The following is a 12,923-nucleotide window of genomic DNA, read 5'->3' as shown; positions in this document are numbered from 1 at the left end:
GTGCTGCGCACACGTTTCACCGACACTTTCGGGATCGAGCACCCGGTGGTGTGCGGTGGCATGACCGGGGTCGGCACCGCGGAGCTGATCTCCGCGGTGGCCAATGCCGGGGGTTTGGGGTTTCTCACCGCGCTGACGCAACCCACCCCCGAAGCTCTCGTCGCTGAGATCGCCCGGTGCCGGGAGATGACCGATAAGCCGTTCGGTGTCAATCTCACCCTGCTGCCCACCGTCACTCCCGTGCCGTACGACGACTACCGGGCCGCGATCATCGACAGCGGCATCACCATCGTGGAAACCGCCGGCAGCAACCCCCAGGAACATGTAGCGGCGTTCAAAGCCGCCGGGATCAAGGTCATCCACAAAGCGGTAGCGGTCCGGCATGCGATCAAAGCACAGTCCATGGGTGTCGACGCCGTCAGTATCGACGGGTTCGAGTGCGCCGGCCATCCCGGCAACGAGGACATCCCCGGCCTGATCCTCATCCCCGCCGCAGCGCGCGTGCTCGACATCCCGATCATCGCCAGTGGCGGATTCGCCACCGGCGACGGATTGGCCGCAGCACTGGCCCTCGGCGCATGCGCAATCAACATGGGCACCAGGTTCGTGGCCAGCGACGAAGCTCCTGTGCATCCGAACGTCAAGGCCCAGATCGTTGCCAACGACGAACGCCAGACCATCCTCGTGTTCCGAGAGTTCCGTAATACCGCACGTGTGGCCCGCAACTCCGTCTCCGAGACGATCGCAGCCCTCTCCGCCCGCCCTGACGCCACGTTCTCCGACGTCGCACACCTCGCCTCCGGGGTACGCGGCCGAACGGAAGTGCTGGAGAAGGGGAACATGGAAGGCGGCATGTGGTGGGCCGGCCAGTCCCAAGGTCTCATCGATGCCGTGCTTCCCTGCAAGACGATCATTTCGGACATCGTGAGCGATGCCGAAGCCGCCATCCGCAGGATTGCCGCCGACCTTGCCTGACAGGCAGACGGGAGAAGTCATGGAATACACCACCCTTCGCCACGAAGTCGAGGACGGCATCCTCACCGTGGTCCTCAACCGTCCCGACCGTCTCAATGCGTTCACCGTCGAGATGGCCGACGAACTCGAGCACACCTTCGTGTCGGTGAACGACGACGACACGGTCCGGGCCGTGATCGTCACCGGAGCAGGGCGCGCTTTCTGCGCCGGCATGGACCTGTCGAGTGAAGGGAATGTGTTCGGACTCGACGAGTCGAAACGCCCCACTCTTGCCGACATGAAGAATCTCGACGACCCCGAATTGCGCCGGATCCGCGACACGGGCGGTCGTGTCACCCTCGCAATCCATGCCTGTCGTAAACCGGTGATCGCCGCAATCAACGGTGCGGCCGTCGGAATCGGTGCAACCATGACGCTGGCGATGGACGCGCGGCTGATGTCGACCCGAGCGCGGTTCGGCCTGGTGTTCGGCAAACTCGGAATAGTGCCCGAAGCGTGCTCGACATGGTTCCTTCCCCGGCTGGTCGGCATGCCCACTGCGCTGGATCTGGTCTATAGGGCAGAGATCCTCAACGCCGAGGTCGCATACATCGACGGGTTGGCGCAGGCGGTCCATGAACCCGAGATGTTGCTCAGCGAAGCGCGCGCGTTGGCGAATGCCTGGACCCGCGACCGCTCATCGGTCTCGGTGGCCCTGATGCGCCAGATGCTGCTGCGAAACGCGGCCGCTGCTCACCCCGCAGATGCCCACCGCGTCGATTCGCTGGCCATGTTCTACACCAGCATCGGCGACGGCGCCGAGGGAGTGCAGGCATTCCGCGACAAACGCCCACCCGAGTTCCATGACAAGGCCTCAGCCATGCCGCCGTTCTACGAAGAGTGGATCGAGACAACGACGCCGTGAACACCTACTGCGTCCCCGCTCCAACCGACCGAACAAAGAAAGTCTCATGAAGCGCACTGTCCTTATGCATGAACTCCGCCAGGAAATCGGACTACCGCTCGGCGACGGCATCCCCGCTGATTCGTCCGCATCTCTGATGGTCTCAGCCGATGCTCTGAGCGCGTGGGGCGCGGAGACCGAAGCGGCCGCAACACGCGAGTTGGCAGCGATGCTCCATCAGTGCCTCTGAATACCGAACCTTCCACTTCACCAGCTCGGTTCGTGATGATCGATCCACGCAGGACATCGAACTCTCAACGGATCAGGACTGGAGAAGCCCCGCACCCGGTTGGAGCCACCTTCCCGATCACGGGGAAGGTGGCCCGCCGCGTTAGGGACTGTCAGGTAATCGGTGGATCCGGTTCTGACACATGGGATTAGTTGGCGTTCGGGGTGATGCGTCCTTCGAAGGTGATCGCGAAAGCGTTCAAAGCTCCTTTCCACCGTGATGTCCATCGTGCGCGCCCCTTGCCGGTCGGGTCCAGCGCACGAGTGGCCAGATACAGACACTTGAGCGCGGCTTGTTCGTTGGGGAAATGCCCACGGGCCCGGATCGCCCTCCGGTACCGGGCGTTGAGCGATTCGATCGCGTTCGTCGAGCAGATCACCCGGCGAATCTCGATGTCGTAGTCGAGGAAGGGCACGAACTCCGACCAGTTGTTTTCCCACATCCGGACGATCGCCGGATAGCGCGGTCCCCACTTGCCGGCGAACTCGCCGAACCGTTCCTTCGCCGCTGCCTCGGTCGGAGCGGTGTAGATCGGCCGCAGATCCCGGGACATCTCCTCCCAGTATTGTCGGGCCGCATACCGGAAGGTGTTGCGCAGCAGATGGATCAGGCAGGTCTGCACCACCGTTTGGGGCCACACGGTGGTGATCGCCTCGGGTAGGCCTTTGAGTCCGTCGCAGACGGCGATGCACACGTCCTCGACACCGCGGTTCTTGATCTCGGTAAGCACCGCCAACCAGAACTTCGCGCCCTCACCGCCGTCGTCGGACCACAAGCCGAGGATGTCGCGTTCACCGGAGGTGGTGACCCCCACGGCGACGTAGACGGGTCGGTTGGCGACCTGACCGTCACGGATCTTGACGTGGATCGCATCGATGAACAACACCGGATACACCGAGTCGAGCGGCCGGACCGACCATTCGGCCATCTCGGCGAGCACCTTGTCGGTGATCTTGCTGATCGTTTCCTTCGACACTGTGGCGCCGTAGACGTCGTCGAAGTGGGCAGCGATCTCACCGGTGGTCAGTCCTTTCGCCGACAGCGACAAGATGATCTCGTCGACTCCGGTCAGGCGCCGTTGGCGTTTCTTGACGATCTGCGGATCGAAGGAGGCATCGGTGTCTCGCGGGACTTGGATCTGCACGGGGCCGATCTCGGTCAGCACGGTCTTGCTGCGCCGGCCGTTACGCGAGTTGCCGGTGTTCCTTCCTTCTACCTGGTGTTTTTCGTAGCCGAGGTGCTCGTCCATTTCCGCTTCGAGGGCAGTTTCGAGCACCGTGGCGGTGAGTTGGTTGAGTAGTCCGTTCGGGCCGACCAACTCGACGCCGTCGGCTTTGGCTTGGGCGAGCAACTGCTGCGCCAGCTGCTGGGGATCGATCTTCGGCTGATCCATAGGATCGAGTGTTTCGGTCATGATCGCGCCTTCTCGCCAAGCAAGCTCGGCGTGTCGGCCAAAGCCAGTTCAACCGTTATCCCGACAGTCCCCCGCGTTACGCACGGAATGCGCCCGTGTGCGAGTGTTCGACGTCTCCTACCCCAAACACGTACTTACTTCGGGGCTACTGTCCGTCGGCCGAGGAATCCGTCGAGCCCTCTCCTCACGCCCGCGGTAGGAACGGTAGTTGCGAACCATGCGGCCTCGACAGCGAGTCCTTCGTCGATGGGCACGTTGAGGCCGCGGGTGACGGCGGCGAGACAGGCATGCACTGCGGTCGGTGCGTGGCGTTCGATGCGTACCGCCAACTCCAACGCGGTGGACAGCAGTTCGGTGGCCGGGACGACGTGGTTGATCAAACCCATCTCGTAGGCACGGTGGGCATCGACGGCGTCGCCGGTGAGGATCATCTCGAGGGCCCGTTTGCGGCCGATATGGCGTGGCAGTCGTTGTGATCCCCCGAACGGTGGTGGGAATCCCAGTGTGATTTCCGGTTTGGCGAAGAGGGCATGGTCGGCAGCGACGGCGAGATGTGCTGCTTCGACGATTTCGCATCCGCCGCCGTAGGCGAGGCCGTTGACGGCGGCGATGATCGGTTTCGGGAATTGTTCGATGCGTTTGGTCAGCCCTTGTCCGCGGGTCACGATCTCCTGCAGGGCGTGGGTGGTGCCGGCCTCGATGCTCTGCGCCAGGCAGGAGATGTCCGCGCCGGCACTGAAAGCCCGGTCACCGGATCCGGTGAGGATGATCGAGCGGATCGCATCATCAGCGGTGGCATCGTCCAGCCACGCCGACAACTCGTCGATCGTGGTGTAGTCGAGCGCGTTGAGTTTGTGAGGGCGGTCGATGGTGATCACTGCGGTCGATTCTGCGTGGCGCACGTGGATGCTCATACGGTTCCTTCGATCGAATGTCGCGAGGCACTGGCGGCGTGGTGGTTACAGGGACAGGGTGTGGCAGGCCGGGTCGTAACGTTGGGTCTGCTGGAATTTGTCTCGCATGCCGTGCAGGAGATGCGAGGGCGTGCGTGCGATGTCGTAGACGAGTTCGCGGGCGCGGTCGAGAACGGGGCGGTCACGGACGATCTCGGTCAGCAACCCGATCGTAAGAGCTTCGTCGGCCTCGACGGTTCGACCGGTGAGGACGAGTTCGCGTGCGCGGGTGGGGCCGACGCGTTCGGCAAGGGGGCCGTAGACGACGGGGAATCGGCGGTGTTCGGGGTGGGAGAAACTCGTGCACGCGGTGCCGAGGCGGATGTCGGTGAGTACCGCGAGGTCCGTTCCCCCGGCCATGGCGGGTCCGTCCAGTGCGGCGATCACCGGCACGGGGTGCGTGGCGATGGCGGCATTCATTCGGTCGGAGGATTCCCACAGTCCGGCCTCGTCGATCCGGTCGAATTCGGTGAGGTCGAATCCTGCACTGAAGACGTCTCCGCGGCCGGTCAGGATCACCACGCGGGCGTCGGTCAGGGCCTCGAAGGTGTGGGCGAGGTCAAGTCGCATCGCGTGCGACAAGGCATTCTTCTTATCGGGACGGTTCAGGGTCACGACGGCGACGCCATATTCGTCGAGCTCGGTGGTGTCCACGTCGATGAGGGAACTATTCATGCTGCCTCCATGGCCAGGTCAGGGGCGGGGAACCCCGATGGGATTGGGTAGCGGGATGACGCCGGTGTCGAACAGGCGGCGACTGATAGGCGCAGCGATCGCGATGATCGTTTCGACGCCGGTCTGACCGAGGGCGGTCACCGGATCCGCTGCGAGGAAATCGGTGCGGTCCTCGATGCTGCGTCGCAGCGCTCCCCCGCTCTTGGTGAGCCGGCCGCCGATATCGATCAGGCCGCGGGCACGCAGGCGACGCTCGGAGGCTTCCCATTCCTCATCGCTCCAGCCGCGGTTGGGTTGCATCATCTCGCGGGTGACTGTGCCGGTCGCGGCGTGCGCGACGACCGCATCGATGCCCCGCAATCCCGCGTGCACACAGGCAATGACATGACCGTCTCCACGATGTTCACGCAGGACTGTCGCGGCGAGCCACAGCTGAGCGGCGATATCGTCGGGACGGGGAACGCGCGACCATCCGGCTGCCAGCGGTCGCCCGGCGAAATGACATCCATCCGCTGCCATTTCAAGGTACGAAGCGAGTGTGTCGAGGTCGCGTCGGGGTACGTCGCGGAGGTAGTCGGTTAGGACGAGGCGCGTGGTGGTGATTCGTGCCTCGAGTACCGTGCCAGGATCCGCGCACGCCCAGGCTTCGGGCAGGGCGCGTGCGACGCGGCGGTCGGGGAAGCTGAAGAACATCGATTCGACCGGTGCTGCGGTCATCGCCCCCAGCGGTGCGGCGCGGCCGGCGAAGTAACCCATCCAGTAGCCGCTCATGCCGAGATCGAGGGAGATCCGGCGGTGGTGCGGGGAGAAGTACGGTGCCGCGTGCAGCGGTTCGATTGCCTCCCACAGGCGTCGGGCCAGTGTCGCTGCCGGTTCTGCCATCGCCATTCCTCCGCTCGGTGGTCGTGCAGGTCCAGCATCGTGCTTGCACCACCAGCCCGGACAGTGCCATTTTTGTCGAGTGGACCAGGACACTGCGTGGTGGACAACTGTCGTCTTCGCGACGGACGAACGCACCGACCTTCCTCGCTACCTACGAATCGTCACGGCGGTCGAACGAGCCATCGATTCCCGCACCGTGACCTACGGTCAGCGCCTCCCTGCCGAACGCACCCTCGCCGCCGCACTGTGCGTCAGTCGCGGAACGGTGGTGCGCGCCTTCGAAGAACTCGTCGAACGCGGGGTCGTCGAACGCATCCACGGTTCGGGCACCTTCGTTCGTCCCCGCCGGACCTCCTCTCACGCGGTAGTGCGCCATATCGATTCGTCGACCGAGGACATCGGCGACGTCATCGACCTGTCCAGGCCAGCCCCGGTGGATCCGTCGCACCTTCCTGCAATCGACTGGAGCTTCGACCCAGCCGCTCACAGGGCGGGCGTTCCCACCCGGGGACTTCCGGTCCTCCGGCACGCCCTGGCATCGCACCTCACACGCCTGGGCCTGCCGACCGAAGCGGAACAAATCGTCGTGACCACCGCAGCAGCAGAATCACTCGATATCGTGTTGCGAGCGAACTCCGCCGCGAAACGTCCGACCGTGCTCGGCGCACCGTTATGGCCGACGCTGCGTGCAGCCTTCACCGAACACACTGCGACCTCGCTGTGCCTGTATCCCGACGCCGGGGGCATCGATCCGGCGGCGATGCGGCGCGCGCTGCGCCGCACCCGTGCTGCGACTGCCTTCGTCGATGTGGTCGAGTCCGGACCCAGCGGACAGACGACGGCCTCGTCGCGGTTACCGCGCCTCGCCGCGGCGATCGAGGATCACACCGCCGTCGTGGTCGAGGAGCTGTCATTTCTTCCGCTCGCCAGGTCGCGCGACCCCCGGCTGCGACCGCTGGCGGCGCTGTCCGAACGGGTCACCGCGATCGGGGAACTCAATCGCGTGTTCTGGGCCGGGTGCGGCATCGGGTGGATCCGGCTTCCCGCGCCGGACGCATCCCTGCTCAGCGCATTGCCCCGTATTCCGGCCCCGGCGGTCAGTGCACAGGTCCACGCCGCACGGTTGCTCGACGCAACCAGTCCGCAGTGGTACACCGCCCGCTACGACACGCTCGCCGAACGGGTGGTCCTTCTGCGCAGCATGCTGGCGGGGCTGATGCCGAGTTGGACCGTGGCGTCGACGACCGGGGACGGGCTGTGGATCCGCCTGCCGGTCGTGGATGCGTCGACCTTCGCGCACGTCGCCGTGCGCGGCGGAGTCAGGGTGTGTGTCGGGCGCGAGTGTGTCACCGACGGGAGCCTGCGCGAGTACATCCGCATCTCGGCGGCCGCGGACCCCGCCGTGCTCGAGTCTGCGGTGGATCGGCTCGTCGAGGCGTGGGCGACATATACGCGGCGATTGGCGGCCAGTGTGTGAGCTGCCGGTTCATGCGCGGGCGCGGGTGCCCTCCGCTGGGCCGAAGACCACCAGTGTCGCGAAGTCCTCGTCGACGTCGACGAAACGATGGGGCAGACCTGCTGGGACGAACAGCACCGCCCCAGTCGGTGCCGGCACGGTCCCGGGCGGCGTCCACAAGGTCGCAGCCCCCGCGGTGACGATGTAGATCTCGTCTTCGGTGTGCGGTTGTTGTCCGTCTACACCACCGTTCGGAATCGAGTAGGTGCCGACGCTCAGATCGGGGCGCCGCAGGTGTTCGACATAGCGAGCAGTGGAGGTGGGCTGGACCTGCCCAGCGTCATCGAGCCGTCGCGCAGGTTCGGCGCGCACCGCCCGTCCGGACACGGTGATGCCCTGCCCACTCTCGCCGATCCGCACTCCGATCTTGCTCGGCCGTCCCATGTCAACTCCTTGGTGCACGACGAACCGGTCTCCCGGCTTCGCCACGCCCAAGTGGCGGAGGTATCCGCCGAGAGCGGCCGCGGCCGATCCGGTCGCAGGGTCCTCCACGATCCCGCCGACGGGAAAGGGGTTGCGACTGTGAAGGTCCCGCCCGGAGCCGAACCAGAACAGCTGGGCGGTCATCGCGTCGAGTTCGGTGAGCACGGTCCGCAGCGCGTCGAAGTCGTAATCGAGGCGAGCCAAGCGTTCGCGGGTGCCGACGCCGAGGATTAAGTGTCGAGAGCCCGCATCACATACCGCGGCGGGGAAGCGAGAATCGAGGTCATCCGGTGCCCATCGCAGCGCTGTCAAGGCTGCCGCGACGATGTCGTCCGGCACGGTGGTGATCGTGGGTGGGACCGATGTGAAGGCCGCGTGCAGACCGTCGGGACGGCGTTCGATCTGCACCGGCACACGGCCTGCGCGGGTCAGCATGACGATGTCGTCCTCGTCGCGGTGTTCGGCCAGGGCGATGGCGGTGGCGATGGTGGCGTGTCCGCAGAAGGGCACTTCGACCTCAGGGGAGAAATAACGCAGGCGATAGGTGTGCGGCGCATCCCCGTCGGTGACGAAAGCGGTTTCCGATGCTCCGACATCGCGGGCCACCGTGAGCATCTCGCGCTCCGACATGCCCTGTGCATCGAGGACTACGCCGGCCGGATTGCCTCCCCCGGCATCGACGGCGAACGCTTCGTACAGCTCCACTCGCGCCACTGTGCTCTCTTCCTCCATGTCCGACATTGTTGCCGCTTCGGTTCAACCGCGAACGAAGGGATCAAGGACCAGGATCGCGATGCCGAAACCGCACATGACGCCACCGGTGACGATGGCAGTCCAACGCTCCGACCGTGGGCCGAGCGTGCCGATCCGGGCGGCGAGCAGTGCCACCGTCAGGAACCATGCTGCTGCGAAGACCACCAGAAACAGGCAGTGTCCGACCAGGGTTGGGTAATCGGCGTCCGGACCTGCGAACGCCGGTACGACCGTGACGAACACGACCAAGGTCTTCGGATTGGTCATATCCACGAGAAGGTCTCGTCCGAACCGACGTGCAGGTGCCAATATCCGCTGCGACGCAGGGCTTCCCGGAGCTGTTTCCTCGGTATCGGCGGGAGCACGGACAGCGCTGCGCAGGGACGTGAGTCCGACGAAGACCAGATAGAGTCCACCCACGATCCGTAGGGCGTCGAGAGCGGCGGGTGCGGCGACGAGCAGTGCACCGAGTCCGGTGCAGGCGGCGACGGTGAAGACGAGCATGCCGGTAACAGCACCGAGTGCGATCATGACACCGTCGGTCCGAGAGCGCACGGCCGCATCAGCGATCGCCAGGCTGTCCGGACCAGGGGTCATCACCATGAAGGCGACCGCAATGACGAAAGCGGCGGTCATGACCTATTCTCCCCTTCATCAGCATGTTCCGGTCACAGGCCACCGGCCACGGTGATGGTCGTGGCGGTCAGATACGAGGCGTTCTCTCCGGCCGCGAACAGCACCGCGGCGGCGATCTCGTCCGCCGTGGCGATGCGGCCGAGAGGTATCCGTTCGACGACCCTCTGTGCTCGGTCCGGATCGCCCGCAGCGGCGTGGATGTCCGTGTCGGTGGTGCCGGGCGCGATGCCGACGACACGGATGTCCGGCGCCAATTCGCGTCCCAGGCCTCGGGTGATCGCCTCGACCGCAGCCTTGGACGCGGCGTAGCCCACATACTCACCGGGCGCCCCGGTAGTCGCGGCGATGCTGCTGAGGTTGACCACCACACCCGGCAGGGAATGTGCGCGCCAGTACCGGACCACGGCGGCCGTCATTGCCCACAGTCCGAAAACGTTGACGTCGAAGACTTCCCGCACCGTCGTTTGACTGACGGAGAGAAAGTCGCCGAGCGGGCCGGTGATCCCGGCGTTGTTCACCAGAACCGTCACCTCTCCCCTTGTCCGCGTCACCGTGTCGAGGACGGTTCCTGCCGCGTCGGTGTCGGCGACGTCGGATTGGATGGCCTGGACTCGGGGGCCGCATTCGGTGACCAGTCCGGTTGCGGCATTGGTGTCCCGGTGGTAGGTGAAACTGACCTCGTGGCCCGCACGAGCTGCAGCCCGAACGATCGCGGCACCGATCCCACGGCTACCACCCGTCACCACGAAATGCTCACTCATCGGAGTTCACACCACACTGAAGTCGCTCGGAATGATTCCGCGTCCGGTCAACGCGAGCAGGACGGTCTCACCGTGACCACGGCGCACCGCCAGCTCGGTCGCCAACGACACCGTCTCCCGCAGCGCCTCGACCGGGACCGATTCCGGCTGTCCGGTCGCTCGGGCCAGGTCCAGACCGTGCACTGCCAACTCGAACGTGCGAGTCGGGAGGTAGTGCGACAGCAACATGCCACCCACCACCGTCGTCACGATCCGATCGTCGGTGTGGGCGAGAGCGTGCAGCGCCCGGTCTCGCATCTGCGCCAGCGTGGCCGCGGGATCCTCGCCGAGTTCGGCGCCGGCCTGCTCACCGCGTCGGCGGACTGCGTCCGAGTCGACGAGTTCAGCTGCCAAGAGGTAGTAGTCGGCGGTGGACGGCACAGTCTGCTCGATGGCGGGCCGTGAAAGATAGTCGACGACCGTGGTCAGCGCGCGACCGATATGTCCCACCAGCGACCGCACCGTCCATTCCCCCAACGCCGAGTTGTTCCACTGCTCCGACGCAACAGCAGCCGCTAGCGCAACAATGTGATCAGCGGCCGCCCGGAACCCATCAACCGACAGCGCTCCGCCCGGTGCGCCTGCACGAACGTGTCCGGTAACAAGTTCACCTTCGTCGATCCTCATGACGCCAGGAAACCCTCTCTGTCCCCCGTCTCAACAGTGCCATTTTGTGAGAAGCGATCGGGTTTTCCGTGAAGTGGACCAACGCGGAGAATTGGGGCTCCAGCTATTGGTCTACATGCGCGAGCACCCGACGCGCTTGCCGAGCGACTGCTTCATCGATCAAAAAGCCAGCCGCGTCCACGGCAACACCGGACTCCGCTACCTCTAGGCGGGCCAGCACGGCGCGTGCCGCACGTACCTTGTCCTGCGAAGGTGTGAACACTCGTCGGACCGGTTCGAGCTGGGCAGGGTGAATACACGCCTGACCGACGAACCCGAGCCGTGCAAGAGCACGGGTACCCGCCTCCAGAGCGTCACTGTCGCGGAAATTGCGCGACACAGCGGCCGGGGGCGGGTTTATCCCTGCCGCCACACTCGCCGCGACGACTTGGCTACGTGCGAACAGCAGCGCTGTGTCATCGCCGTCGACTTCGACACCGAGATCGGCGGCCAGATCGACTTCCCCGAGTTGCAGGAACCGCATCCGGGGCGCACGCGCGATGGCCAGGGCGTCGAGTACGCCAGCAGCGGTCTCGATCAGCGCGGATACCGCCGCCCCGGGACAGAGGTCAGTTAGGAGGCCGTCGACCTGTTCGACCTCGCGTGCGGATCCTACTTTCGGCAACCACACTCCCGTCAGTCGCGGGTGGGCGACAGACTGGATGTCCGCTTCCTGCAGGTCACCCGGGTTCACCCGCACCCACACCTCCACGGAACCGGGTGTGAGTGCAGCGATCCACCGCGCAACAGTTTCGCGCGCAAGTTCCTTCCGATCAACGGCGACCGCGTCCTCGAGGTCCAGCACTACCGCATCGGCACCCGAAGCGAGTGCTTTGTCGAAACGCTCCGGGCGGTCACCCGGGACATACAGGTAAGTCAGCGCCACGCTCACCCGATGACCCCGGAGCCGGAGACCAGCGCCTTGGCGATGACGGTCCGCATGATGTCGTTGGTGCCCTCTCCGATCGACATGAGAGGCGCGTCGCGGTACAACCGTTCGACGACGAATTCCGTCGAGTATCCGTAGCCGCCGTGGATACGCATCGCTTCGAGGCTCGCGGTGATGGCCGTCTCGGACGCGAAGTACTTCGCCATTCCAGCCTCCATGTCCACGCGCTTACCCGAATCTGCCTGCGAAGCAGCCCAATACGTCATCAACCGGGCGGCCTGCAAATGGGTGGCGATGTCCGCCAGCTTGAGCTGGATCGCCTGGAAGTCCGCGATCGGCTGCCCGAACGCCGTGCGCTCTCGCGCGTAGGACAGTGCTGCATCGTAGGCTGCTTGAGCGATACCGACGCTACGGCCTGCAATGTTGAGCCTGCCGATTTCCAGGCCGGACAAGGCCTGCTGCAAACCGCGCCCCTCCGTTCCGCCAAGCAATGCGTCCGCAGGTACCCGAATGTTGTCGAGCAGGATTTCGCAGGACTCGGTGCCCTTGTACCCCAGTTTGCCGAGATCACGTTGCACCTCGAACCCGGGAAGCGTGGTGTCAATCAGCAGGATGCTCATGCCCTTGTGCGCAGGCTCTGCAGACGGGTCGGTCTTCACCAGGACTGGGAGGACATTGGCGTGCCGGGCGTTGGTGATCCACGTCTTCGCGCCGTTGACGACGTAATGGTCCCCGTCGCGGCGCGCAGTCGTTCGAATGCCCTGCAGGTCTGTGCCTGCGCCGGGCTCGGTGAGCCCGATCCCGGTCCGCCATTCTCCGGTGGCCAGTTTCGGTAGCAGGGTCTGCTTCTGTTCCTCGGTGCCGTGACGGTTGATCATCCAGCAGGACAGGTTGTGACTGCCGAGAATTCCGGCGATGCCCATCCAGCCGCGAGCCAGTTCCTCGTACACGAGTGTGAACGACACCTTGTCGAGGTCGATGCCGCCGTACTCTTCAGGGGTGGTGATGCCGAACAATCCCATGGCCTTCATGTGTTCGACGATCTCCGTGGGATACCGCCCCGACTTCTCCCATTCATTGGCAACGGGCACGATTTCCTTGTCCACGAAGTGACGCAATGCCTTTCGGAACGCCAGTTGCTGCTCGTCGAATGTGAAATCCATGATGGC

Annotated in this window: 13 protein-coding genes; 3 read left to right on the top strand and 10 right to left on the bottom strand. The window is 65.0% G+C overall.

The annotated features are described in order from the left end of the window. Window positions 1-975, top strand: a complete 975-nt coding sequence (locus tag C6Y44_RS25615; protein ID WP_172415071.1) for an NAD(P)H-dependent flavin oxidoreductase — start codon at window positions 1-3, stop codon at window positions 973-975. A gap of 19 nt (window positions 976-994) precedes the next feature. Next, a complete protein-coding gene (locus C6Y44_RS25610; RefSeq protein WP_088899528.1) occupies window positions 995-1,879 on the top strand; it encodes a crotonase/enoyl-CoA hydratase family protein in 885 nt (294 codons plus the stop codon). A 416-nt stretch (window positions 1,880-2,295) separates the two neighbouring features. Here the strand turns inward: C6Y44_RS25610 and C6Y44_RS25605 are convergent, their stop codons facing one another. From C6Y44_RS25605 to C6Y44_RS25590, 4 genes are all read right to left on the bottom strand, one after another. Beyond that, window positions 2,296-3,561 (bottom strand): IS256 family transposase, encoded by a 1,266-nt coding sequence (locus tag C6Y44_RS25605; RefSeq protein ID WP_404817817.1) that lies wholly within the window; start codon window positions 3,559-3,561, stop codon window positions 2,296-2,298. A gap of 134 nt (window positions 3,562-3,695) precedes the next feature. Beyond that, window positions 3,696-4,475: an enoyl-CoA hydratase-related protein gene (locus tag C6Y44_RS25600; RefSeq protein WP_088899530.1), complete on the bottom strand. Its 780-nt coding sequence runs from the start codon at window positions 4,473-4,475 to the stop codon at window positions 3,696-3,698. 45 nt (window positions 4,476-4,520) lie between these two features. Next, window positions 4,521-5,189, bottom strand: coding sequence for an enoyl-CoA hydratase/isomerase family protein (locus C6Y44_RS25595; protein ID WP_088899531.1), 669 nt, complete (start codon window positions 5,187-5,189; stop codon window positions 4,521-4,523). An 18-nt stretch (window positions 5,190-5,207) separates the two neighbouring features. Continuing rightward, window positions 5,208-6,071: an SCO6745 family protein gene (locus tag C6Y44_RS25590; protein ID WP_192379054.1), complete on the bottom strand. Its 864-nt coding sequence runs from the start codon at window positions 6,069-6,071 to the stop codon at window positions 5,208-5,210. A 79-nt stretch (window positions 6,072-6,150) separates the two neighbouring features. Here C6Y44_RS25590 and C6Y44_RS25585 point away from each other — a divergent pair, with 79 nt between their 5' ends. Further along, entirely contained in the window at window positions 6,151-7,548 is a 1,398-nt protein-coding gene (locus C6Y44_RS25585) for a GntR family transcriptional regulator (protein WP_225623885.1), read from the top strand. Window positions 7,549-7,557: 9 nt separating this feature from the next. Here the strand turns inward: C6Y44_RS25585 and C6Y44_RS25580 are convergent, their stop codons facing one another. The 6 genes from C6Y44_RS25580 to C6Y44_RS25555 form a co-directional block, all read right to left on the bottom strand. Further along, window positions 7,558-8,742, bottom strand: a complete 1,185-nt coding sequence (locus C6Y44_RS25580; protein ID WP_192379052.1) for a PhzF family phenazine biosynthesis isomerase — start codon at window positions 8,740-8,742, stop codon at window positions 7,558-7,560. Between the two features lie 24 nt (window positions 8,743-8,766). Then, on the bottom strand, window positions 8,767-9,399 hold the full coding sequence (locus C6Y44_RS25575; protein ID WP_192379050.1) for a LysE family translocator: 633 nt from the start codon (window positions 9,397-9,399) through the stop codon (window positions 8,767-8,769). A gap of 32 nt (window positions 9,400-9,431) precedes the next feature. Next, a complete protein-coding gene (locus tag C6Y44_RS25570; protein WP_088899533.1) occupies window positions 9,432-10,160 on the bottom strand; it encodes an SDR family NAD(P)-dependent oxidoreductase in 729 nt (242 codons plus the stop codon). Window positions 10,161-10,166: 6 nt separating this feature from the next. After that, a complete protein-coding gene (locus C6Y44_RS25565; protein WP_404817819.1) occupies window positions 10,167-10,763 on the bottom strand; it encodes a maleylpyruvate isomerase family mycothiol-dependent enzyme in 597 nt (198 codons plus the stop codon). 166 nt (window positions 10,764-10,929) lie between these two features. Next, the gene (locus C6Y44_RS25560; protein WP_088899535.1) at window positions 10,930-11,757 is read right to left on the bottom strand and encodes an HpcH/HpaI aldolase/citrate lyase family protein; all 828 of its coding nucleotides are present in this window, start codon (window positions 11,755-11,757) and stop codon (window positions 10,930-10,932) included. Next, entirely contained in the window at window positions 11,754-12,917 is a 1,164-nt protein-coding gene (locus C6Y44_RS25555; protein WP_088899536.1) for an acyl-CoA dehydrogenase family protein, read from the bottom strand. Before C6Y44_RS25555 ends, C6Y44_RS25560 begins: the two co-directional genes overlap by 4 nt. Window positions 12,918-12,923: the final 6 nt, after the last annotated feature.

It is taken from the genome of Rhodococcus rhodochrous, assembly GCF_014854695.1.
GTDB lineage: Bacteria > Actinomycetota > Actinomycetes > Mycobacteriales > Mycobacteriaceae > Rhodococcus.
The sequence above is the reverse complement of the archived record's forward strand: the minus strand, read 5'-3'. Positions and strand labels throughout refer to the sequence as shown.

Excerpts from the sequence above, each read along its gene's own strand:
- C6Y44_RS25610 (WP_088899528.1), top strand. The coding sequence starts at position 995 with ATGGAATACACCACCCTTCGCCACGAAGTCGAGGACGGCATCCTCACC.
- C6Y44_RS25605 (WP_404817817.1), bottom strand. The coding sequence starts at position 3,561 with ATGACCGAAACACTCGATCCTATGGATCAGCCGAAGATCGATCCCCAG.
- C6Y44_RS25590 (WP_192379054.1), bottom strand. The coding sequence starts at position 6,071 with ATGGCAGAACCGGCAGCGACACTGGCCCGACGCCTGTGGGAGGCAATC.
- C6Y44_RS25555 (WP_088899536.1), bottom strand. The coding sequence starts at position 12,917 with ATGGATTTCACATTCGACGAGCAGCAACTGGCGTTCCGAAAGGCATTG.
- C6Y44_RS25580 (WP_192379052.1), bottom strand. The coding sequence starts at position 8,742 with ATGGAGGAAGAGAGCACAGTGGCGCGAGTGGAGCTGTACGAAGCGTTC.
- C6Y44_RS25600 (WP_088899530.1), bottom strand. The coding sequence starts at position 4,475 with ATGAGCATCCACGTGCGCCACGCAGAATCGACCGCAGTGATCACCATC.
- C6Y44_RS25570 (WP_088899533.1), bottom strand. The coding sequence starts at position 10,160 with ATGAGTGAGCATTTCGTGGTGACGGGTGGTAGCCGTGGGATCGGTGCC.
- C6Y44_RS25575 (WP_192379050.1), bottom strand. The coding sequence starts at position 9,399 with ATGACCGCCGCTTTCGTCATTGCGGTCGCCTTCATGGTGATGACCCCT.
- C6Y44_RS25595 (WP_088899531.1), bottom strand. The coding sequence starts at position 5,189 with ATGAATAGTTCCCTCATCGACGTGGACACCACCGAGCTCGACGAATAT.